Genomic DNA, 23007 nt, shown 5'->3' on the forward strand with positions numbered 1-23007 from the left:
GCTCCATGACCGCAGAAAACCAGCCGGAACAATCCCCCAGCACGCCAGGCCCCGATGCCGGCGGCTATGGCGAAGGCGCCATCCAGATCCTGGAAGGGCTGGAGGCTGTGCGCAAACGCCCGGGCATGTACATCGGTGATACCTCGGACGGCACCGGCCTGCACCACCTCGTGTTCGAAGTGGTGGACAACTCCATCGACGAGGCCCTGGCCGGCTACTGCGACGACATCCTCGTGACCATTCATGCCGACGGCTCGCTGTCGGTGGTGGACAACGGCCGGGGCATCCCCACCGGCGTGAAGATGGATGACAAGCACGAGCCCAAGCGCTCGGCCGCTGAAATCGCGCTGACCGAGCTGCACGCTGGCGGCAAGTTCAACCAGAACAGCTACAAGGTCTCGGGCGGTCTGCACGGCGTGGGCGTGTCCTGCGTGAACGCGCTGTCCATCAAGCTCAAGCTCATCGTGCGCCGTGAAGGCCAGGTCCACCAGATCGACTTCTCGCGCGGCTTTGTGCAAAACCGCCTGGTCGAAGTGGTCAGCGGCGTTGAAGTCTCGCCCATGCGCATCGTGGGCGCCACCGAGAAGCGCGGCACCGAAGTGCACTTCCTGCCGGACCAGGAAATCTTCAAGGAAAACTACGAGTTCCGCTACGAGATCCTGGCCAAGCGCCTGCGCGAGCTGTCCTTCTTGAACAACGGCGTGCGCATCCGCCTCAAGGACGAGCGCGACGGCAAGGAGGACGACTTCTCCGGCGCCGGCGGCGTGCAAGGCTTTGTCGAGTTCATCAACGGCACCAAGAAAGTGCTGCACCCCACCGTGTTCCATGCCGAAGGCAGCCGCCCGGCAGAGACCTATGGTGGCATCCCTGGCACCGAGATCGGTGTCGAAGTCGCCATGCAGTGGAACGACGGCTACAACGAGCAGGTGCTGTGCTTTACCAACAACATCCCGCAGCGTGACGGCGGCACCCATTTGACCGGCCTGCGCGCCGCCATGACCCGCGTCATCGGCAAGTACATCGCCGACCACGACCTGGCCAAGAAGGCCAAGGTGGAAGTCACCGGCGACGACATGCGCGAAGGCCTGTGTGCGGTGCTCAGTGTCAAAGTGCCTGAGCCCAAGTTCAGCAGCCAGACCAAGGACAAACTGGTGTCCAGCGAGGTGCGTGCGCCTGTCGAAGACATCGTCGGCAAGCTGCTGACCGAGTTTTTGGAAGAAAAGCCCAACGACGCCAAGATCATCTGCAACAAGATTGTGGATGCCGCCCGCGCCCGTGAAGCGGCCCGCAAGGCCCGCGAAATGACGCGCCGCAAAGGCGTGCTCGACGGCATGGGCCTGCCCGGCAAGCTGGCTGACTGCCAGGAAAAAGACCCGGCGCTGTCTGAAATCTACATCGTCGAGGGTGACTCCGCAGGCGGCTCGGCCAAGCAAGGGCGTGACCGCAAGTTCCAGGCTATCCTGCCCCTGCGCGGCAAGATCCTGAACGTGGAAAAGGCCCGCTACGAAAAACTGCTCTCCAGCAGCGAAATCGTCACCCTGATCACCGCGCTGGGCACCGGCATCGGCAAGGTCAGCGAAGACTCGGGCAAGAGCAGCAACGACGACTACAACCTCGCCAAGCTGCGCTACCACCGCATCATCATCATGACCGATGCGGACGTCGACGGCGCCCACATCCGCACCCTGCTGCTGACCTTCTTCTACCGCCAGATGCCGGATCTGGTTGAAGCCGGCCACATCTACATTGCGCAGCCGCCGCTCTACAAGGTCAAAAACGGCAAGGAAGAGCTGTACCTCAAAGACGGCCCTGCGCTCAACCAGTTCCTGCTGCGCGTGGCCTTGCAAGGCGCCAGCGTCAGCACCGGTGGCGCCAACCCGCGCACCATCGATGGTGAAGAGCTGGGACGCCTGGCTGGCATGCACCTGGCGGCCGAAACCGTCATCGATCGCCTCTCGTCCTATCTGGACGCCGAGGCCCTGCGCGCCATTGCCGACGGCGTGCAGATCCGCCTCGATTCACTGGACGACGCCATGGTCTGCGCCCCCGTGCTGGAAGCCAAGCTGCGCGAGCTGACCACGACCGGCGTGCCCGCCGAGGTGACCGGCGAGCTGGATCCGCACACCGAAAAGCCCATCCTGCGCATCAGCCGCCACCACCACGGCAACATCAAGAGTTCCATCCTCACGCAAGAGTTTGTCGAAGGCCAGGACTACGCTGCACTGGCCGCTGAAGCCCAGCACTTCCACGGCCTGCTCTCCGACGGCGCCAAGGTCACCCGCGGCGAAGGCGAAAAAGCCAAGATGGAAAAAGTGGGCGACTTCCGCGAAGCCATGCAGTGGCTCATCAGCGAAGCCGAGCGCACCACCGCCCGCCAGCGCTACAAAGGCCTGGGCGAAATGAACCCCGGCCAGCTCTGGGAAACCACGATGGATCCCGAAGTCCGCAGCCTGCTGCAAGTCAAAGTCGGCGACGCCATCGAAGCCGACCGCGTCTTCACCATGCTGATGGGCGACGAGGTGGAACCACGCCGCCACTTCATTGAAAACAACGCGCTGCGGGCGGGGAATATTGATGTGTGATGGAGGGTGTAGCGTAGGGCGCCGTATTGTTTGCGACTCGCGACACAATTTTGCGACTGGATGCCACAAACCAAACGACTCACCTACCTTTAGGCGTTAAATGAAGACTCCTGGCATAGCCAGCAAAAAGAGCCAGGATTCATCCGGGCTCTTTTTTATACCTTCTTCTATGGCAGATTTGCAGCGGTTGCAGCCGCTGATTGCAGCTGGGTGAACTACCGCTCACCTAGTCATAGCGCTCTTTCAGAGCGCTAAACAGTCACTTCCCCAATGACTATTTTCAGGTCCGCAGCAGCCTCTCGCTCACAGGCCATCACAGGGGAAGCTGGAAGTCCGCTATCTCGGCCCGCGAATGAGTGCTGTCGACCCTTTGCGGAAGTTCACCGCCCTGGGAAGCTGTTGGTCAAGATTGCATCGGCCCTAACAGGCAGGTGACGAACAGTCAGCATCAACACCGCACACCAGCCGTCAGACTTATCCCATGCCTCAGAACTTTTCCCGACGCCCGCTGCTCCTTCTGCTGACCTTGGGAGCCAGCAACCTCCACAGTCTGGCAGCGCCAACCCGGCGCGATGCCAGCGCATTGATACGTGCGGCGCGCACGCAGCTGGGCGTCACCCACACCTACGATGGCCGCTATGCCACCATGGCCTATCCAGGCGGCGATGTGCCGCGACACACCGGTGTTTGCACCGATGTGCTGATCCGCGCCTACAGAGACGCCTTCGCCGTGGATCTGCAAAAGCTGGTGCACACCGATATGGCGGCGCACTTTTCGGCTTATCCAAGGACTTGGGGCCTCAAACGGCCGGACCCCCATATCGACCACCGCCGTGTGCCCAATCTGCAAACCTTCTGGGCGCGCAAACAAGCAAAGCTCCCATTACCCAGCAATGAGCAGGATTGGCAGCCAGGCGATATTTTTACCAGCATGATCCATGGCAAGCTGCCGCATACAGGCATCGTCAGCGACCGGCGCACAGCCAGCGGACGCTGGGCGGTCATCCACAACATTGGCCAAGGCACGCGCGAGGAAGATGCACTGACCGCGCATCTGCTCACCGGGCGCTACCGCTTTCTGGTTTAGCAGGCACCTAGGGAAACTCTGCAAAACGTCCAACCCGTCGCAGCGCATGGGATGATCCACAGATGAAGCAAATGAGCCTGGCCACCGGATTCGAGAAGAAGTCCAAACGCACGCGCAAGCGTGAGTTCTTGGACGAGATGGATTTAGTCGTACCGTGGCATGAGTTGATCACACTCATTGAGTCGCACAGCCCGCCCAAAGCCACCGGCAGGCCTGCTTTTGCAGTCGAGTCCATGCTGCGTATTCACCTGCTGCAGCAGTGGTTCAACCTCTCGGACCCCGCAGTCGAAGAGGCGTTGTACGACACGCCGGTCTTCGCCAGTTTTGCCCGGCTCGATCCGGGCATCAGCACCATGCCAGATGAGAGCACCATCTTGCGCTTCAGACGCCTTTTGGAAACTCACCAACTGGGCTTGCAGATTCTGGCGCTGGTCAATGCCATCCTGACAGACAAAAACTTGCTCTTGAGACATGGTACGGTGGTCGATGCCACCTTGATAGCAGCGCCCAGCTCTACCAAGAACGCAAGTGGCGAGCGAGATCCAGAGATGCACCAAAGCAAGAAGGGCAACCAGTGGCACTTTGGGATGAAGTGCCATATCGGTGTCGATAGCAACTCGGGCCTGGTGCACACCGTGGTCTCAACATCAGGCAACGAAGCCGATATATCGCATGCGCACAGGCTCTTGCACGGGCAAGAGAGCCATGCGTTGGGCGACAGCGGTTACCAAGGCGTGGACAAACGCGCCCAGGCGGCAAACAGCCAAGTGAGCTGGCACATTGCCATGCGCAAAGGCCTACGCAAGAAGCTCGATTTGGGCACCCAGCTGGGGATGCTCAAAGAGAAATACGAGCAAACCAAGGCCAGCATGCGAGCCAAAGTAGAGCACCCGTTTCGTGTGATCAAGCAGCAGTTCGGATTCAACAAGGTGCGCTACCGGGGCATTGCCAAGAACGACAACAAGCTGCAGACGATGTTTGCGCTTGCCAATCTGTGGTTGGTGCGAGGGAAGTTGAAGGAGGTGCAGGCATGAGTGCGCCTGCAGATGCCCCAAAAGGGCAAAAAGCCGCAAATGCGGCTTGAAATCTGGCGGCACAGCTGCGTAATGGCGGGCAAATCGGCATCGAGCTAACTGGCCGACCTGAATTCAGTGGTTTTGCAGACCTTCCCTAGGGCCTGTTCACCTTAACAAAGCTGCGCAAAGATCAAGGCCAGCGAGACAAATGTGGCGAACATCACGCCAAGCTTGTCGTATCAGGTAGGGGAGCCTGTGAAGGTGACAGTATCCGGGGAATTCGACGAAGATGTTCCCCAGAACTTTTTCCCCTTGGCGGACGCTTATGGCATAGCGCGAATGCATTTTCAAGCCCCAGAATGCCGCGAAGAAGAGGAAGGGAATGCTCGCTGAGAAATTGGATGAGAGCTGGACGCCAACGAGAGAGACCCGAGCGTAAAAGCGCCCGAATCTATGAAGCCTCAAGCAGGCAGCGATTCCATCTTACGGCCACTGGGGGTGAAGCCCTCGCATGCACCTTCTTCCCAGAGGATGCGCGCCTCACCATTGACGCCCACGGTTCCATAAAGTGCCACTTCGTAGGCCGAGTCTTCATGGTTGATAACGGTTACGCGCACAGTCTCGCCCGAACTGTAACCTCGGGTAGAAACAATAAGACCGATGCTCTGGCAGTTGACCGTCTGGCGGATTTCGCAGAGAAAGTCGGGTGTGGTCCAAGTGACGTCCACTATTTCCTTGTCCGCCGTGCGCTCGGGCACTGCGGTACAGCTAACGCATGCCAGGACGACAAGTATGAGTTTTGGCAGCATGAGGCGCATAGCGTGCCAATATAGCAGCTATGTGCCTTCAAACTCAGGGTACGTAGAGGCGCATAACATGAACACTGAGCGGCAAGGAGAGTTGGATTTCAGGTTTCAGGGTAGGCGGTCTGGGCTGCCCTCACACTGTCACTGCATGGTCGTTGCAAAACAACGATTAATGTATTAAAAAAAGACAACTGATTAAAAATTGCAATTTTTAAAATTTCGATTGCTTTAATATTGCAGAATATTACAACTTTGGCACAGGGTATTCATGTCTATCATGTCAAATCATTTCGGGCGTGGTGCCCTTAGGGCCGCCTTGGGTGCGATCTGCATTAGCGCTGCTTCTATGGCCGCTGCACAGGTGCCCAAGGTGCTGATCATTGGCGATGCATATGTGTTGTCAGGCACCTTTTTCGGTCAAACCTATGCAAACGGTGCCTATAACGAAATGGTGGCAGCGGTCACTGCATTGGGCGGCTCTGCGGCAGATGTCACGCAAAAGAACTTTGATATCACAGGCGCTGGCGGTAACCCCACAACGATCACGGCCAGCGATTTCATTCCACCCGGTGGCGGACAATACGACATTGTGGTGATGACAGCTGTTTATGGCGGCTTCAATGCTGCCAGCGTGACCGCAGTGCAGTCCGCGATTCAGACCCGTGCGGTCAATGCCTTCTTCCTGTACCCTGATCAGTGTTCGGCATGCGCACCTAACATTGACCAGATCACCAGTCCCATCATCAATGCGGCAACTGGCTGGGGCATTTCAAGAGGCGTCCTGTTCAACGACAGTTCGCAAGGAGCTGGGCCTGGCACCGTAGTTCTCAACAGCGCCACGCCCCTGGCAAGCTCGTTTACCTCACTCAACCCCATGACGGTGCTCGATTATCGAGCCCTAAACAATGTACCCGCGTACAACGTGCTGTACATGCCGCCGCAGACTGCCTCGCCCGGAGACCCATCGCCTCGCCCCCCAATCACGATGCCCACCCCAGCGGACGTCGCCAACAACACCCGTATCAACAATGTCTCGGCCCTAATCGTGCCCCGGGCACAGTCCTTCAGCGGCAATGGCGCCTGCATCTTCACGATCAGCGATGTCAATCCACTGGCCCTGCCAGGAAATCCACCCGTAGGCAGGCTGGGCTCGATCATGGTCAACGCCGCCGTATCCCCTACCGGCTCCTGCGCCGCGCAATCGGGCAGTATTGCGATCAGCAAGACACTCGCACCGCTTCCCGCACAGACTCCCGTGGCCTGGCCATTGAACTTCCAGTTCACGGTCACCTGTGACAAACCTGCGGCAGGCACCAACTATGCCGTTCCCCCGCTGGCATTCAGTGCGGACGGCACACAAACCACCACCGTCACAGACATCCCTGCGGGTGCCAACTGCAGCGTTGCCGAACAGGCCCCCACCGCCATCTCCGGCTTCCGTTGGGAAATCGCTCCTGCTACCCCCATCAACGTAGCAATCACCGAAGGTGCCCAATCTCCTGCTGCGTTCACCAATACCCTGGTGCCGACGACCGGCAGCATCACCATCACCAAGACCCTGGCTCCGCTGCCAGCGGGTGCGCCGGTGACCTGGCCGCAGAACTTCAGCTTTACCGCCACCTGCAACCTGCCGACGGCAGGGTCTACCTATACGGCCACTGCCAGCTTCAATTCCGCCGGCAGCCAGACTGCCACCATCGCCAATGTACCGGAGGGTGCCCTCTGCAGTCTGAGCGAAACACAGCCCGCCGCTCCGGCCGCACATACCTGGGATGCTGCAGCGTTCTCTCCTGCAAGCGTTACGGTGGCCGCTGGTCAGACTGCCAGCAGTGCCATCACTAACCGCCTGCAGACCGTTCCTCCGGCGCTGGGCACTGCCCTCATCACCAAGACCCTGGCACCGCTGCCAGCCGGAGCACCAGTGACATGGCCCCTCTCGTTCAACTTCACGGCCACCTGCGACAAGCCTGCGGCAAACACGCCCTACACCACAAGTCTCAGCTTCACTGCTGCCGGCAGCCAGACCGCCACCCTGGCCACCATTCCGGCCGACTCTAATTGCACGCTGAGTGAAGCGTTGCCCGCTGCACCGTCTGGCTATACATGGGACGCGCCTGCTTTTGCTCCGGCAACGATCAGCGTGGCAGGCGGGCAAACGGTGAGCACGGCGATCACCAATACCTTGAGAGCCAATGCAGTAGCCGCAGAGCCAGTGCCAAGCAATACAGCGGCAGGCTTGGCGGCAATGGCGGCGCTGCTCGCAGCTTTGGGTATTCGTCAACGCCGTCATGCTGCTCGCGCCTAACCGATTTATGCATAAACCGGATTAAATTCTGGAGATCACTCCATCAACGTTGGGACATGCCGCCCTAGTGCCGTAGCACTGGGGCGGCTCTTTTTATTTCTGGCTGCAGACATGCGATGCGCACTCGCGCATTCAGCTCGATTCAATCATCTGGCGAGCCTGCCGCACTGCACAGCAGGAGTTGTGCAACAACGCCTTCGCTGGGCGCGGTCGGCCAGCTGCCAGCAAACGCAGAATCGCCAACAGGTGTGCCCGAGCAGCCATTGCGACAGTTCCAGATCCCCTTTAAGCTCAAACCTCCGCGAGAGAAATTCAAATTTCACTGAGAAACGGCAACAAGCTTACGGGACCGGTCGCAGTCAATGTGGCGCACAGTAGGCCAGTCGCAGGCGCATTGACCAAAGGGAACACCCCTTCATGGCACCTAACACCTATGTCCTTGATGTAGGTAACCACTAGTCGCGGGATTTCTGACACCCTACGTGTAGACGTAAGGCGCCGCATTGTTGGCGACTGGCCTGTCTGCCCATCTAGCGCTCAGCGAAGAGCTCCCCATAGCTGGCAATGAAAAACGCCTGATGTGCAATACATCAGGCGTTTTGCTTTTTCGGTACCGGCCCGAACGTCCTGTCGGCTCTCACTGATCTTGCAAATTCCTCGCTGCATGCAAATAGAGGATCACAAGCCTGTGCTTGCACAGTCAGGCACGGCTTCAAGGATGGCGATGGGCTGCAGTTGCCTTTAAGCATTCGAGGTTAGGATGGCGGCGTGCGTCCAGGAGCCATTGGGCTAGGGAAGCTCTGCAAAACCCTTGCTAAATGGGATGGTGCAGATCGCCCGAGCCCACGTTCAGACCACGGCAGGGTGTTTTGCCGAGGGTCCCTTGACCCGCCCAACTGAGGAACAGCATGAAAGTAGAAGGCCAATGCCAATGCGGCGCTATTGAATTCGAGGCAGAAGTTCAACCAGGCACCGTGACGGTTTGTCATTGCCTCGATTGCCAAACGCATTCAGGCTCTGCCTTCAGGGCCAATATCTCCGCCCCTGCTGCCGGTTTTAAACTGGTAAAAGGTGCGCCTCGCACCTTCGTCAAGACCACCGCCAACGGTACAAAGCGCAATCTTGCGTTCTGTGAAAACTGTGGCAGCCCGCTCTATGCCTGCGCGGTAGAAAATCCGCATGCCTACTCGCTACGCACCGGAGTCCTGAAACAACGTAGTGAGTTGGGAACCCCACAACGGGAGATTTGGACGAAGCGGCGTCGACCCTGGGTTGCACTTGCCGGGGTGAACGAAACGCACGACGGCCAACCGTGATGCAAAAGGCATGTGCAGCCTGGGGCCGATAGGGCGCATTTGTGCAGACCAGCCCGACGGCATACCCGGCAGACAGTGGGCAGTGCCGGCCTATGAACCCCTTGGCTGGGGGGCCAAGACGTCGCTGCAGCAGTCCAATTCAGCAGTTTCCCAAGCCTGGGTCTCCACTCGTCGTCCAATGCCGCGCCGCAGACCGCAGCCCGGTGTCATTGCTCATCTTCTGGCCTCAGCATGGAATGTGACCAAGGCAGGCTGCCAAGAAGTGCCTTGGCATCGTCGTCAAATTCCTGCCTGTAGTGGTGCAGGTGCGGAAACGGAATGCTCGGATCCCCTGCAGCGAAACCGAGCGCGTTGAGCCTTTCCACGTACTGGCCGATCGGTCCGTAAGCAAAGATTTGATTGTGGCGGTCCCAGACGATGGTGGCCTTTTCCTCCATCGAATAGGCCCAAATATCAAACCTCGCGTCGGCGCTTAAAAAGGCGCCAAACCTGCCTATGAAATCTTGGAACTCTTGTAGCGAAATCGCTGGACTTTGATAGCGGCCCTCTGCCCCTTCACCTCGCGGTGTGTGAAGTACATAGAGCAGAAGATAGGGTGGTGCGAGACTGGCCACGAGCGTCGCGAACGGTAAGGAATCGCCAGCGGGTACGCCTGCTACCAAACGCGCACTGGAGTCCGCTGATGGGATGGAGTACACCGGTCTATGCGAGAAGGGAGCCCAACGATCGGCCAAGGCATAGGAAAGTTTGTGCATCTGGGATTCACTCGTTGCTTGTCTGCTTTTGTAGCACACGACCACGACCGAAGCAGCCGGAGAGATCGACTGATCGAGGCCGTTCAGAGACCGTCAGAAGCGACACCGCATGAGTCGCAGGAGCCTGGTCAAATCACCGGCCAGTCGCTGCAACTCTGGCAGGCATTTCATGTGGAAGTTTTCGATAAAGCTTGCCCCTGTTCTGGCTCACTATCTTTAGCACCCTCCATAAAATGCTGCATCCACGAGCCGCTTAACTGGCGTTGTCTACAGAATGTCCATCCCCTATAACTGCGTGATTAGCACCTGGTAGAACTCTATTTTTTATGCTGCATGCCACTTGCAGCAGAAGCCAGCTGGTTGCACGCCGTAATGATCTTTGACCACGCGGCTGTCATATGGCTTTCTCGTTCTGCCTCCGATAAACCGTCGAAACGCTGGGTGTTGAGTTCTACCTCTATTTGCTTCATGGCCTCGTCTCTGGTTTTTCTTTCCTCCAGGCGTGCATCCACATAGGCTTTTCCTGCGGACTGGTAGGCCAACTCTCGGTAATCAAGAGGCTTGGGCACTCCTGCCATCGGTGTGCCTTGTGAATACAGGTGATAAAAAAGCGCTTGCGAATTGCATAGGATCATTGAGTCGGCAAACCTGGAATCAGGTTTGGCGCTTTCAGCAGATGCACAAAGTGCCGGGCCACACAGCAAGAGCCACAAAGCAAGGTAGCGAGGGTTATAGGTCATAGAGAATATGAATGCTTTACTGGACGGAGTTTGGCGAAGCCACCCAATGGTCTCCGTGGAGGCGAGCCCCGCTGCCCAGGCTACTGCACGCCAGGTGCGGGTTCACCGACGCTGAGGCCCACCAGGGCCGCCAGGGCCGTCGGGGCCAATGAAAAGCCACCCTAAGGTGGCTGAGACTAGAAGATCTGGCGGCGGCGAATTCTCATGAAACCCACCAGACCCAGGCATGCAGACAGGCCCATCAGTGACCACTGGCTGACAGCCGGAACGGCCGTCGGGCTCGGCGGCACGGTTGCTGCACAAGTCACCACGACGTTCGTCACATCCGCATTGTTCATGGGACCGGATGGCGCTTGTGTCACGGTACAAACTTGCGCAGCAGGCTGACCAGAAACGGTCACTGCATAGCTGTCAGTCCCCAACAGCCCCAACGGGAAAGCGAAGGGGCCCGCTGCCGATACTGGTACTTGGTCGCCATTGCTGTTGGCCAAGGTGACGGTGCTGCCATTGGCCAGCCCGATGACGGTGCCGCTGACATGGAAGGGATTGGCTGCCCACCCCGCATAGAGGGTGATGTTCTGCGTCACAGGCGTTGCAAAGCTATACAGCTGCGTGAGGCCCGGGTCTTGGAACCATCCGGTGAAGCTATAGCCAGGCCTCGTTGGCACGGAAGGGTTGGTGGCGAGATCATCGGGATAGACGGACTGGGGTGCAACGGCAGATCCCCCATTGCTGACGAAATCCACAGCCAACAGGCAAGACTGACCGGTGTCTTCGAGTTGAATATTCGTGACTACGGGAGACGCACCGTTGCCTGCCGTTCCAGCCTCGTACAAACGCATGGAGAGCGAGGCGCTCTTGGCGCAAACCATGGCCGAGATGGAGCGAGCAATGTTGTCGTTTGGGATAGCAAGCGTGGCGGTGGCAGGTCCAAAATCGAGACCCAGTGCCGTGTCGCCAGGGGAGTCGTCATGCCAAGCATCTGCCGTCACGCGATAGATCTGGCCCAGCGTCAACCCAGACACGTTGCGGCGCATCTCACCTTTGGTGCGAGGCGTTCCCGTAACACTGTCAAAAGAGGCTTCGTTTAGCCAGACCGCTTTTAATGCGCTACCTGGAAACACAGTGGCTCCATTGGGTGTGACAAGGTAGGAAGCGCCATCGAACGCCCAGGTGCCCCCGCATGTCGTCTGTCCGTACTCTGTTGCTGGCGCAGCATAAGGGTAGAACATATTCACGGGGCCGATACCAGTTGCCACGGGAGATGCGCGGTTCAGTCCCACTGTGCAGGATTGCAGCTGATCTAAGAAGACCAGCGATTGCGCTTTGGCTTGCTGTGCAGAGGCGATGACTGCAAAAAATACAACAAAAAGCAGCTGCCGAAATGGACGGAAAAAGTTGTATTGCATGATATTTTTACCTCATCCTTTTTGCAAATAACCAGGTCACCCTACTTGACCACCGCGCATTCTATGCGCCTAGATTTCACATCACTGTGGACGATTGTGTCTTCTTCAATGCATATTCCAATTTGTATCATGTATTAGTCCAACGGCCTATGGCATATCGACACATGCCCTCCCACCACTGAAAACGCCCGGCCAGGCCGGGCGTTTCGCATTGCTAGAACCGCGCTATGCGAATCAATGCATAGGCCTCCTGCGGTGGACTACAGCGAAGCCAAACACCAGCAGCGCCATCAGCACCAGCATGGCGTTGTTGAGGCCCGGCACCGCAACGACGGCGCCGCCTGGATTCGTCGCATTCAACGGTGTGGTGACCACGATGCTGACCAGCCCGTTGGCCACGGTCACGGCGGGATTGTTCTGGTAGGCCGAGGCACCCCAGGTGTAGCCGCCAGGCGCAGCCGGCATGGTGCCTGTTGCAGTGGCGGTGCAGCTGGCAGCGGCTGGCAAGCTGTTGACGACGGCCGGCACGCTGCTGCCATTGGTCACCGTAATGGCCAAGGGGAAGCTGCCGTCAACCCCGCAATCCAGCGAGAAGTTGAACACACCGTTGATCTGCGCTATCGCATCTGCAGGGCCGGTAAACAGCTGGCTCAGGTCCAGGCGACCGGTCTGGCGTTGCAAGGCGTTGGTCACGCTCACGGCCACAGGCGCAGATGCCAAGGTCGCCGTGGGGCTGGGGCTGATGACGGGCGTGCCGGTCCAAACGTAGCCTGCGGGCGCGGCGGGTGGAGCGTCCTCTGTCACCGTACAGGCATCTCCATCGTAGAAGCTCAGCGCCGCACTGTTGGCGCTGCTGCTACCGGCGGCAACGGTGGCCGACCAGTTTTGTGGCGCTTGTGTGCCACAGGTGACCGTACCGCTAAAGGTGAGCGCAGCGGGCAAGCCACCGGCGGCCAAGCCCGTGATTTTTTTGCCCACCGTCACGGCCGCGCTGGTGTTGAAGATCTGGAGATTGACCGAGCTGCTGTTGGACGAGGTAACCGGATCAACGACGCCAGCAGGTGGCGCAGCATAGGCGATGTTGGGATAGGTGCCTGGGATATTTCCAGCGGTTCCCACAATGGTGAAGCGCAGCTGGCCACCATTGCCAATCGCCGTTATCGTGCTGCTGACCGTGCGCGTAGCCCCGTCATAGCTGACGGGGCCACAGCTGCCCGGTGCCACTTCGACGGCACAAGTGGCACTGCCGTAGACGAAGCCATTGGGCAGCGGATCAGAAAATGCCACATTGCTGACGTCAGCTGGCCCGGCGTTCACCACGCTGACGGTGTAGGTCACTGTCTCTCCGGCCTGCACGGTGACCGGGGCCACCGTCTTGTTGGTGGAGATATCAGCGCATACGAACGGCTGCTCCACCAAGATTTCGTTGTTGTCTCGATCGCGATCCGTGACACCGACCGGTGCAGATACCCGGAAATTATTTTGAAGCGTACCGGTGGCCGACGTGCAAGCGCTCGTCATGTTGGCCACCATCGTGTAGGTGATGGTCACAGCGCCGCCTGAGGGCAACGTAGGCACATTGGTCTGGAACAAATAGCCCGCGCTCCCCACCTGGCCGCTGTAGTTTTGGAAGGCGCCGTTGTCCGGGCACACCGCACCATTCGTCGCCGTGCAGCCGACAAAGTTATAAGCAGCGTTGAGCTGGACGCCCGCACCGTAGGCATAGGGGAAATCCAACATGAACGCACCATCAGCCGCTGCCGGGCCTTTGTTCGTCAAGGTCATCTTGTAGGTGACTGTCTGACCGGCGGCAAAGATCTCGGAACTCTGCGTTTTGCTGGCGACCAGGTCAGCCTGCGGGCAATCGGCCGTGGCACCTACGGTCTGTTGCACCTCAAAGCGGTCATTGGATGGATCCGAGTCGCCCACGCCCGCTGGCAAGCCCCGAATCTGAAACACATTCTGCAGCGGCCCGGGAGGCAGGCCACAGCGCAAAGGCGCATCCGCCACCATCGTGTAGGTGATGGTGATCGCACCTCCTGAGGGCAGGGTGGGTACGGTCGTGTTGAACAAATAGCCTGCGCTGCCTACCAAGCCGGCGTAATTTTGAAAGACGTTATCGTCCGGGCACACGGCACCGTTGGTGGCGACACAGCCCCCAAAGCTGTATGTCGCATTGACATTGGCGGCAGCCGTGCCGCCGTAGCCATAAGGGAAATCTTCCATCAAGGTGCCATCGGCTGCGGTGGGGCCCTTGTTGGTCAGCGTCATGACGTAGGTCACCGTCTGACCAGGGACAAAGTCATCAGAGCTCTGCGTCTTGCGCACCTCGATGTCTGTCTGTGGGCAAGCGGCTGTAGCCGCTACCGCCTGCTCCACTTCTGCGCGGTTATTGAACGGATCAGGGTCGGTAACACTGCCTGGCAAGCCTCGGGTCTGGAACACGTTTTGCAGGGTGCCTGCCGACAATCCACACATCGAAGGCGCCGTTGCGACCATCGTGTAGGTAATGGTGATGGCACCGCCGGATGGCAAACGGGGTACCGAGGTATTGAACAAATAACCCGCGCTTCCTACCTGACCCGTGTAATTTTGAAATGCGCTGTTGTCTGGGCACACTGCCCCATTCACTGCAGTGCAACCGCCAAAGGTGTAATTCGCATTAGTGCGAGCAGCAGACGTGCCGCTATTCCCATAAGGGTAATCTTCCATCATGGTGCCATCAGCGGCCGCAGGGCCGTTGTTGGTCAGTGTCATGACGTAGGTCACCACCTGACCAGAGACAAAACTCTGAGCGCTCTGCGATTTGCTGACCACCAAATCGGCGCCATAGTTCATCGCCGTGCTCACCGAACTCGTATTGGATTCAGGCATGGGATCGGTGACACCCGCAGGCGGGCTCACGGTTGCCGTATTGGTGAGCGAGCTCGGGCCGGAGACTGCAAAATTTCCCAAGATCTGAATCGTCACCTTCCCCAGCGCGGGAAAGGTGGGAACGACGCCGGAGACCGAGGTGTTGTCAGCAGCGATGCCGGCGGGACAGGACGCCCCGTTGGTAGCGGCAACACAGGTGGCCGAAACATTCACAACGCCTGGCGGCAACGTGTCGAGAAAGCTGGCGTTGTTGGCCGCATTTGGCCCATTGTTGTCGAGCACCAGCGTATAGCTAAATGCGCCACCACCGTTTGCCGATGGAGGGCCTGACTTCACGATCTGCAAGTCAGCGGTTTGGCCCCATGCGATTACGGAAATGGGCAGCAGCGCAATGGCTGCCCCCAGCCTTCTAAGAATGCTACTGAAATATTTATTTGTCATCTGAATCCCCTGCGTTGGTCTAAAGCGATGCGATCCCTGACTAGCCTGGGATGAGCGCACTCTTCCAAAAACAATAGACACATAGCAAATGTATAGACGGCTGTAGATATCTGCAACTAATGTAAACAAATGTTATTAGCTCTGCAAAATTGGTCCGGAGCTGGGAATCCCCCGAGAGGAAAACACCAATCGGTGCTGGCGGGGCTTACGCCGATGCGGTGCTGGCTGTCAGAGGCGGCGGGCGCAGAACTGGGTGGCCTCAGCACAGGGATTTCGCAGCACAATTAGAATGATTCTTATTTTCGTCAAGAGCACGCACCCTGCCTGCAGGGACTGCCGCCGGCCCTCCGCCCCCCTCCATGCTTGAGCGCTTCTACCGCGAACTGCTGAACTTTCTACACCGCCAGGTGGGCGACCGCGATGCGGCGGCGGACCTGGCGCAGGAGAGCTATGCCCGCGTGCTGGCGGCGCAGCGCACGGGGCCACCAGTGCTGGATGGCCGAGCGCTGCTGTACCGCACGGCACGCAACCTGGTGATTGACCAGCACCGCCGCGCCGATGTGCGGCGCCATGACAGCCTGGACGAGGTGGATGCGGCGGATGAGCCGCCCGCCCCCCAGCATCTGCAACCCGAAGAAGCCCTGGTGCGACAGCAGACCGTGCATGGCTATGTGCAGGTGATCGAGAACCTGCCCCCGCGCTGCCGCGAGGCCTTTGTGCTGCATGTCATCGATGGGCTGCCCCAGGGGGAGATCGCAGCGCGCATGGGCATATCGGTTAGCATGGTTGAGAAGCATGTGGTGCGCGGCACCCTGGCCTGCAAACGGCATGGGCAGGGGCCTAGCGCCTAGTTTCCTTTCTTAAGCGTCCCCTCCCCACACCCTCCTACCCGCTCCTACCCGCTCCGCTTCACCCCGATTTTTCTGCGCATGTCCAGCATCCCTTCTTCCCTTGACACCACTGCGGGCCATCTGCCCGAAGGGACGGGTGCGGGCGATGCAGACACGCTGGAGCAAGAGGCCGCCACCTGGGCGGTGCGCTGCAACGCGGGGCTGGATGCGCAGGGCCAGGCGGCCTTGCAGGCCTGGCTGGCAGCTGATGCGCGCCATGCGCCAGCACTGGATGCCATGCGCGCCAGCATTGCGAGCGTGCAAAACCTGCCGGCGCAAGACCTGGCCCGGCTGCGTGCGGGCCTGCCCCAGCGCCAAGTCCAGGTACAAGCCCAGCGCCCCCGCTTTTGGCAAACCTGGCTACGCCCTTTTGCGCCCCATGCAGCCACTGCCCTGATCGCGGTCGCGGTAGTGGGCGCGGGCTGGTTTGGCTGGTGGGTACAACCCAGTTTTGAGCAAAGCTATGCCTCGCAGCGCGGCCAGCAGCTCATGGCTACCTTGCCCGATGACGCGGCTTCGGGCAGCACCGTGCAATTGGACACCAGCACGCGCTTGACCGCTCGCCTGTACCGCAACCGGCGCGAGGTAGAGCTCAGTGATGGCCAGGCCATGTTCTCCGTGCATTCCGACCCAAGCCGCCCCTTTCAGGTGCTGGCGGGTGATCTGCGCATCACCGTGGTGGGGACGCGCTTTTCGGTACGCCACACCGCGCAGGGCCTGGGCGCGGGGCACACCGTGGTGGCGGTAGAAGAAGGCAAAGTCAAAGTAGAACGGCTGCAGCGCGACACGGACCCAGCCCAGCAGGCGCCGGCCCTGGTGCTGCTGACGGCCGGCCAGATGCTGGAAGGCGGCAGCGCGCAAGATGCCAGCCTGGGCACCGTCACCGAGGTAGCACCCGCCGCCGTGGCCCAGTGGCGCAGCGGGCGCCTGAGCTTTAACCGCACCCCCCTGGCCCAAGCCTTGGCGGAGTTTGAGCGCTACGGCCCCACCGGCCTGGTGGTGCGCGACCCGGCCGTGGCCGCTCTGCCGGTGGGCGGCAGCTATGGCCTGAACCAGCACCAGCGCTTTGCAGAGTTTTTGCCGCATCTGCTGCCGGTGCGGCTGGTCAAGCACGATGGCGTGACAGAAATCGTCGCCCGCTAAGACTCAAAATTATTTAAAAATATTTTGCGCTGGGACATGCGGATTCCCGGCGCAGCTGCGTCTACAGGAGGTGGCCGCGCGCTGTGCGCAGCGCACAAGCCCTATCCCCTTGCCGATCCTGGAGCCCTTCCCATGCTGCGCACCGCGCCCTTCTTCCGCTTTCGCCCCACTCCCCTGGCCATGGCCGCCGCACTGGCGCTGGGTATCGCCGCTGTCCAGCCGCTAAAGGCACATGCGCAGACGGCGGCATCGTCGCAAGAGGGCGCCCGCAGCTTTTCGATTGCGGCGCAACCCCTCGCCCAAGCGCTCAACGAGCTGGCGCGCCAAGGCGATCTGCAGCTGGGCTTTCCGGCAGGGCTGGTCGCGGGCAAGACGGCGCCCGCCGTATCGGGCCAACTGACGCCGCAGCAGGCGCTGGACCGCCTGCTGACCGGCAGCGGCCTGCAAGGCTCCGTCAAAGACCGCGCCGTGCTGGTGCGGCCTGCAACGCCTACAACGCCCGCCACATCGGCAGACCCGGCGGGTACCGTGGTGCTGCCCACCGTCTCGGTCACGGCCGCCGCCCTTGAAGGCTTGCCCGGCCCCTATGCAGGCGGCCAGGTCGCGCGCGGCGGCAAGGTCGGCCTGCTGGGCAACCGCGATGTGATGGACACGCCCTTTAGCACCACCCAGTACACCGCCAAGCTGGTAGACGACCAGCAGGCGCAGACCATTGGCGATGTGCTGGTCAACGACCCCTCGGTGCGCAACACCTATGGGCGCAATGCGGGCCGTGAGGAGTTCAACATCCGGGGCTTCACCGTCTTTAACTACGACGTCTCGTACAACGGCCTGTATGGCCTGTCACCGCGCAATGCGGCATCGCTGATCGGCGTGGAGCGGGTCGAGGTGCTGCGCGGCCCCAGCGCGCTGCTCAATGGCATGGCACCGGCCGGTTCGGTGGGCGGCGGCATCAACCTGGTGCCCAAGCGCGCCGGGGCCACGCCGCTCAACCGCGTCACTGCCTCGTATGCGCAGGACAGCCAGTTTGGCGTGCATGCCGACTTTGGCCGCCGCTTTGGTGCCGACCAGGATTGGGGCCTGCGCCTCAACGTCGCCAAACGCTCTGGCGATACGCCCATCAACGGCGCCAGCGAACGGGTGGATGCCTTGGCGTTGGGCCTGGACTACCAGGGCGAGCGCGTGCGGCTGGAGGCCGATATCAACTACCAAAAGCGCGTGACCCATGGGCGCAGCAGCCTGCTGTTCCCACCCTCGGAAGGCACACCGATTGCTGCCGCGCCAGACAACAAGACCAACTTCCAGCCGTCCTGGAGCTACTGGGATGCCAAGGAGCGCGCCGCCATCGTGCGCGGCGAGGTGGATATCACCTCCAACCTGATCGCCTACGGCGCGCTGGGTGCGATGGGCTACGACTTCGACAGCCTGCAAACCACCTCGCAGCTGCAAGATGCGCAAGGCACGCTGATGGCCCGGCCCTACCGCCTGAAAGAAGCGGTGAACACCCGCACCGCCGAAGTAGGGCTGAAAGGCAAGCTGCAAACCGGCAGCCTGGGCCACGAATGGGTGCTCAGCACCAGCGGCTATGCGCAGGACAACGGCCTGCTGCGCCAGAACGGAACCGTCTACGCATCCAGCATTTACAACCCGGCAGACATCGCCAAGCCCTCCATCAGCATCGGCAGCAACCTGCCCCGCACCGGCGAGACCCGCATGAACAGCGTGGCCCTGGCCGACACCATCTCCACGGCCGACAAGCGCTGGCAGCTGACCTTGGGCGCGCGCCACCAAGAGCTGCGCACCCGCACTTTCAACGGCACATCCGGCGCAGAAACGGCGCGCTACGACAAGTCTGCGATCACGCCGATGGCAGCCTTGCTGTTCAAGCCCACGCAGGGCATCTCGCTGTACGGCAATTACATCGAAGGCCTGTCCCAAGGCTCCACCGCACCCGAAGGCACGGCCAATGCCGGCGAGATCTTCCCGCCCTCCAAATCCAGGCAGCTGGAGTTGGGGGCCAAGTTCGACACCGGCAACTTTGTCACCACTGCCAGCGTTTTCCAGATCAGCCGGCCCAGCAGCGTGCTCGATGCCTCGACCACGCCCTCGACCTTCCGCATGGATGGCGAGCAGCGCAACCGGGGTCTGGAGATCGTCACCCAGGGTGAAGTGCAGCGCGGCCTGCGCCTTTTGACCGGCGTGGCCTTTACCCAGGGCAAGCTGACCAAGACCGAGGACGGCCTCAACGATGGCCGCACGGCCCCCGCCACCCCCAAGGTGCAAATCAACATTGGCGGCGAATGGGACACCGCCTTTGTGCCGGGCCTGACCCTGACCGCCCGCGCGCTGCACACCAGCAGCCAGTACGTGGACGTGGCCAACACCCAGCAACTGCCGTCCTGGAACCGCTTTGACCTGGGCGCCCGCTACCGCTTCAATGCCGGCAACACGCCGGTCACCTTGCGGCTGACGGTCGAGAACCTGCTGAACAAGAACTACTGGCAATCCGCCGCCCGCGAAGGCCTGACCATGGGCGCGCCCCGCACGGTGCTGCTGTCGGCATCGACGGAGTTCTGATTGGGCGTTGACAAGGCGGCAGTGGCATCACGCCTGCTGGCAGGCAGCCTGGGCGGCTATGCGCTCGCCCAGCTGCTGCCGGTGGCCCTGGTCGCCAGCCTGGCCCCGGCGCTGCCGCGTGCCGATGCGGTACTGGTAGCAATGCAGCTGAGCTTTGCCGTGTATGCGCTGGCCTTGATGACCGCCTTTGCCGCCCGCAGCGCGCGGCGCGCCTGGGCCGGCATGCTGCTGGCCAGCCTGGGCAGCACCGTCATCGCCTGGGTGGCGCTGTGAGCACGCCCACCCCAAAAAAGCGCCCGCTGCGCCCTGCGATGGCGGGCCTGCACACCTGGGCGGGCGTGCTGTTTGGCTGGCTGCTGTACTTTATGTTTGTCACCGGCACCGCCGGTTATCTGGATACCGAGATCGACCGCTGGATGCGCCCCGAGCTGCCCCCAGCCCACTACCCGCTGCCGCCCGCACCCCAGGCCGCACACGCGCTGGCCTACCTACAGGCCCATGCACCCGATGCACGCAGCTGGTCCATCCAACTGCCGGTGGACCGCAACGAGCCCTATCTGCGTGTGGACTGGTCACCGGCCAGCGCAGCGCTGCCGCAGCCCCTGTGGCTGGATGCGCAAACCGGCGCACCCATTGCGGTGCGCGATACCGCAGGTGGCCAGACGCTCTACCAAATGCACTGGCGCCTGCACTACCTGCCCGAGGCGCTGACGGAATGGGTGGTGGCCATCGCCTCCATGGTGCTGCTGCTGGCCCTGCTGACCGGCATCGTCGCGCACCGTCGCTTTTTTGCCGACTTCTTCACCCTGCGGCTGGGCAAGGGCCAGCGCTCCTGGCTGGATGCGCACAACCTGGCCAGCGTCGCCAGCCTGCCATTTCAGCTGATGATCAGCTACTCCGGCCTCATCTTTGTGATGTTCTCCTTCATGCCGCTGATCGCCAGTGCCTGGTACGGCCTGGCACCGGGCGCGGCCGTGCGCAGCTTTTATGGTGAGCTGTTCCCACCCATGGCCACGGCGCCGCCATCGGGCCAACCCGCGCCGCTGGCCCCCATCGCCCCGCTGCTGGCCCACGCCCAGACCCGCTGGCAGGGCGCGCCGGTGGCCGTACTCACAGTACAGAACCCAGGCGACGCCAACGCTCGCATCAGCGCCATCGGCAACTTTGCGGGTGGCCCCGTGCGCGAGGCCGGCATCCTCGTCTTTGATGGCGTCAGTGGCGCGTTACTGGCCGAGCGCCCCGCACGGCAATCGGCCCCGCGCGCCGCACGCGACCTGTGGCTGGGCCTGCACGAAGGCTTGTTTGCAGGGGTGGTACTGCGCGCGCTCTACCTGCTGTCGGGCCTGCTGGGCTGCGTGATGATTGCCACCGGCATGGTGCTCTGGTCCGCCAAGCGCCAGGCCCGCTTGCCCAGTGCAGGCCATGCACTCGTCAGCCGGCTCAACCCTGCGGCCATTTTGGGCTTGCCCGTGGCCATTGCGGCCTACCTCTGGGCCAACCGGCTGTTGCCAACTGCCATGGAGACACGTTCGCAATGGGAGCTGCAAGCGCTTTTTGCCACCTGGCTGCTGGGCTTTGTCTATGCGGCCTGCACAGCGCCCACAACGTCTTGGCGCCGCCTGGCCTGGTGTGCAGCGCTGGGCTTTGGCCTGCTGCCCCTGCTGAACGCAGCCACCAGCCAGCGGCATCTGCTCCATTCGCTGCAAACGGGCGATGCAGTGATGGCCGGCATGGACCTGGGCTTTTTGGCGCTGGGCCTGGCATTTGCAACAGGCGCCCTGGCCTTGCAACGCCGCCAAAAGGTCTGCCGCTGATGCTGGCACTGTCTGCCCTCTTGATGCTGCTGGCCCTGGCTGCGCTCGCCTTGGCGATGGACCGGCATGCCGTGTATCTGCCGCCAGCTTGGGCGGGGCACAGGCTGCGGCGTTGGCCGCAGGTGCTGGGTGCTACGGGCTTGCTCGCTTCGCTGGTTTGCATCCTCACGGTGATGGACAGCGGCTTGGCCTGGATCACCTGGCTCGGCCTGTTGGCACCCGTCACACTGTGCGTTGCGGTGGGCATGACCTGGGCCGGGCGTGGTGGCAAAGTGCGCAGCCGATAGGCGCTGTCGCCATCCAAGGCATCCGAAACGAGGGGGCAAGCAACCGCCAAACCACCACCAAACCCGCACTGCTACACTGCTCCCGACCTCACTCCCCGCCCTTTAGCCTTGGCCCAAGCACCCCACAACCGCGCCGCCCAGCGCAAGCGCCAGTCCAGCTGGTCATCGCTGCGCATGCCCCAGCACATGGCATCCACCCTGCAGAAAAAACACTGGCTGCGCCTGCATGGCCTGTGCATGGGGCTGCTGGTCTTGCTGGTGATGTGGGCGGTCACCGCTGTGCTGCTCAAGTCCGGGGTGACGTCGATGGCGCTGCGCTATGCCATCAGCCTGGGGGTCGGCTATGCCGTATACCTGCTGGTGCTGCGGCTGTGGGCGGCCTACCTGGTGCGCAATGCCTACACGCGCCAGCGCGACGAATCCTCGGTCGACGGCCTGGATGTGCTCAACCCAACACCCGATCTGCACTGGGGCCATGGCTCGCCCGATTGGGAAGCCGGCGGTGGCGGCGATTTTGGTGGCGGCGGCGCATCGGGCGATTGGGCCGAAGTGGACGTCTCCTCAGCGGCTTCCGGTGCTTCTGGCTCCTGGACCGATGTCGCCGACGTGGCGGATATCGGGGGCGACGAGGCAGGCATCATCATCGTGCCCATCCTGGCCGTGTTTGCCGCCCTGGTGATGGCGTTCTTTGGCTTTGGCGCGCTGCTGTGGCTGTACTTTGGCGTGGATGTGCTGCTGAGCGTGGCGGTGGAGCTGGCCTTTTCGATGATGACCGCCCGCGCCGTGGTGGGCGTGGAGCGCGCAGGCTGGTTGCCCTCTGCCGTGCGGCTGACCTGGAGGCCACTGCTCGGCGCCCTGGTCTGCGCCGTGGCGCTGGGTGCGCTGGCCGATTGGTGGGTGCCCGATGCCACCACCTTGCGCGAGGTGATCGCCCATATCCGGGGCACGCGCTAAACGCTTGGTCG

17 protein-coding genes are annotated in these 23007 nt (G+C 61.3%); 12 read left to right on the forward strand and 5 right to left on the reverse strand.

What is annotated here, in order from left to right:
• The first annotated feature begins 5 nt into the window (after positions 1-5).
• From gyrB to M2375_RS13960, 3 genes are all read left to right on the forward strand, one after another.
• On the forward strand, positions 6-2582 hold the full coding sequence (gene gyrB, locus M2375_RS13950) for a DNA topoisomerase (ATP-hydrolyzing) subunit B (RefSeq protein WP_259168151.1): 2577 nt from the start codon (positions 6-8) through the stop codon (positions 2580-2582).
• A 481-nt stretch (positions 2583-3063) separates the two neighbouring features.
• Entirely contained in the window at positions 3064-3669 is a 606-nt protein-coding gene (locus M2375_RS13955) for a DUF1287 domain-containing protein (protein ID WP_259168153.1), read from the forward strand.
• A gap of 62 nt (positions 3670-3731) precedes the next feature.
• On the forward strand, positions 3732-4703 hold the full coding sequence (locus tag M2375_RS13960) for an IS5 family transposase (RefSeq protein WP_259168155.1): 972 nt from the start codon (positions 3732-3734) through the stop codon (positions 4701-4703).
• 443 nt (positions 4704-5146) lie between these two features.
• On the opposite strand, the gene M2375_RS13965 is transcribed toward M2375_RS13960, so the two are convergent.
• Positions 5147-5503, reverse strand: a complete 357-nt coding sequence (locus tag M2375_RS13965) for a hypothetical protein (RefSeq protein ID WP_259168156.1) — start codon at positions 5501-5503, stop codon at positions 5147-5149.
• A gap of 334 nt (positions 5504-5837) precedes the next feature.
• Between M2375_RS13965 and M2375_RS13970 the strand changes: the two genes are divergently transcribed.
• The gene (locus M2375_RS13970) at positions 5838-7796 is read left to right on the forward strand and encodes a DUF5979 domain-containing protein (protein ID WP_259168157.1); all 1959 of its coding nucleotides are present in this window, start codon (positions 5838-5840) and stop codon (positions 7794-7796) included.
• Positions 7797-8704: 908 nt separating this feature from the next.
• Positions 8705-9112, forward strand: coding sequence for a GFA family protein (locus tag M2375_RS13975; RefSeq protein ID WP_259168159.1), 408 nt, complete (start codon positions 8705-8707; stop codon positions 9110-9112).
• 206 nt (positions 9113-9318) lie between these two features.
• Here the strand turns inward: M2375_RS13975 and M2375_RS13980 are convergent, their stop codons facing one another.
• From M2375_RS13980 to M2375_RS13995, 4 genes are all read right to left on the reverse strand, one after another.
• Entirely contained in the window at positions 9319-9867 is a 549-nt protein-coding gene (locus tag M2375_RS13980; RefSeq protein ID WP_259168161.1) for a hypothetical protein, read from the reverse strand.
• Positions 9868-10184: 317 nt separating this feature from the next.
• On the reverse strand, positions 10185-10607 hold the full coding sequence (locus tag M2375_RS13985) for a hypothetical protein (protein ID WP_259168164.1): 423 nt from the start codon (positions 10605-10607) through the stop codon (positions 10185-10187).
• Between the two features lie 176 nt (positions 10608-10783).
• A complete protein-coding gene (locus M2375_RS13990) occupies positions 10784-12016 on the reverse strand; it encodes an IPTL-CTERM sorting domain-containing protein (RefSeq protein WP_259168165.1) in 1233 nt (410 codons plus the stop codon).
• Positions 12017-12250: 234 nt separating this feature from the next.
• On the reverse strand, positions 12251-15331 hold the full coding sequence (locus M2375_RS13995; RefSeq protein WP_310473176.1) for a DUF5979 domain-containing protein: 3081 nt from the start codon (positions 15329-15331) through the stop codon (positions 12251-12253).
• A gap of 359 nt (positions 15332-15690) precedes the next feature.
• On the opposite strand from M2375_RS13995, the gene M2375_RS14000 reads away from it, so the two are divergent.
• From M2375_RS14000 to M2375_RS14030, 7 genes are all read left to right on the forward strand, one after another.
• Positions 15691-16182, forward strand: a complete 492-nt coding sequence (locus M2375_RS14000) for a sigma-70 family RNA polymerase sigma factor (RefSeq protein ID WP_259168166.1) — start codon at positions 15691-15693, stop codon at positions 16180-16182.
• A gap of 78 nt (positions 16183-16260) precedes the next feature.
• Positions 16261-17364, forward strand: coding sequence for a FecR family protein (locus M2375_RS14005; RefSeq protein ID WP_259168167.1), 1104 nt, complete (start codon positions 16261-16263; stop codon positions 17362-17364).
• A gap of 132 nt (positions 17365-17496) precedes the next feature.
• Complete coding sequence (locus M2375_RS14010; RefSeq protein ID WP_259168169.1) at positions 17497-19941, forward strand: TonB-dependent receptor; 2445 nt, start codon at positions 17497-17499, stop codon at positions 19939-19941.
• Positions 19942-20214 (forward strand): DUF3649 domain-containing protein, encoded by a 273-nt coding sequence (locus M2375_RS14015; protein ID WP_259168172.1) that lies wholly within the window; start codon positions 19942-19944, stop codon positions 20212-20214.
• The gene (locus tag M2375_RS14020) at positions 20211-21755 is read left to right on the forward strand and encodes a PepSY domain-containing protein (RefSeq protein ID WP_259168175.1); all 1545 of its coding nucleotides are present in this window, start codon (positions 20211-20213) and stop codon (positions 21753-21755) included. Before M2375_RS14015 ends, M2375_RS14020 begins: the two co-directional genes overlap by 4 nt.
• Positions 21755-22042 carry a DUF3325 family protein gene (locus M2375_RS14025; RefSeq protein WP_259168178.1) on the forward strand — a complete coding sequence of 96 codons (288 nt, stop codon included), beginning with the start codon at positions 21755-21757 and terminating at the stop codon, positions 22040-22042. Before M2375_RS14020 ends, M2375_RS14025 begins: the two co-directional genes overlap by 1 nt.
• Before the next feature lie 108 nt (positions 22043-22150).
• Positions 22151-22996, forward strand: coding sequence for a hypothetical protein (locus M2375_RS14030; protein WP_259168180.1), 846 nt, complete (start codon positions 22151-22153; stop codon positions 22994-22996).
• Positions 22997-23007: the final 11 nt, after the last annotated feature.

Origin of the sequence: Comamonas sp. BIGb0152, assembly GCF_024809975.1 — a bacterium.
Lineage (GTDB): Bacteria > Pseudomonadota > Gammaproteobacteria > Burkholderiales > Burkholderiaceae_C > Comamonas.